This is a genomic window from Virgibacillus carmonensis, from assembly GCF_057836705.1.
Genome location: NZ_JBYQFJ010000326.1, coordinates 1 through 563 on the forward strand (window position 1 = coordinate 1; position 563 = coordinate 563).

The following is a 563-nucleotide window of genomic DNA, read 5'->3' on the forward strand; positions in this document are numbered from 1 at the left end:
ATTTTCTTAGCAGGGTATATGCGGATTGTTGGACCAACACTGCTAAGGGCGTATGATGGCGCAATTATCAATATCCATCCTTCGCTGTTGCCGGCATTTCCTGGTCTTGATGCAATTGGGCAGGCATTCCGTGCCCATGTTCATACAACGGGGGTAACGATACATTATATTGACGAAGGCGTTGACACTGGACCAATTATCGACCAGGAAGCATTGGAAATTTTACCATCAGATACGGAAGAGACATTAAAACAACGGATCCAGGAAATCGAACATCGACTATATCCAAAAGTAATTAAACATGTACTAAATAGATAATAGTAAGGAGTTTTTTCATGACGAAGCGTGCTCTGATAAGTGTTTCTAATAAAGACAATATCGAAGCTTTTGCAAAAGGGTTAGTGGAACTTGATTATGAAATTATTTCAACCGGCGGAACATTGAAAGCATTACAACAAGCGGGGATTGCCGCCAGTTCCGTGGAGGATATCACCGGGTTTCCGGAAATCTTAGATGGACGGGTGAAAACATTGCACCCATATGTTCATGGTGGTCTGCTGGCT

1 protein-coding gene and 1 pseudogene are annotated in these 563 nt (G+C 42.6%); both read left to right on the forward strand.

Translation table 11 applies throughout. The annotated features are described in order from the left end of the window. The coding region (gene purN, locus AC3G7N_RS22135; RefSeq protein WP_489424266.1) for a phosphoribosylglycinamide formyltransferase at positions 1-318 on the forward strand (318 nt) is incomplete at its 5' end. Between the two features lie 17 nt (positions 319-335). Beyond that, positions 336-563 (forward strand): annotated as a pseudogene (gene purH, locus AC3G7N_RS22140) (bifunctional phosphoribosylaminoimidazolecarboxamide formyltransferase/IMP cyclohydrolase); the annotation flags it as partial.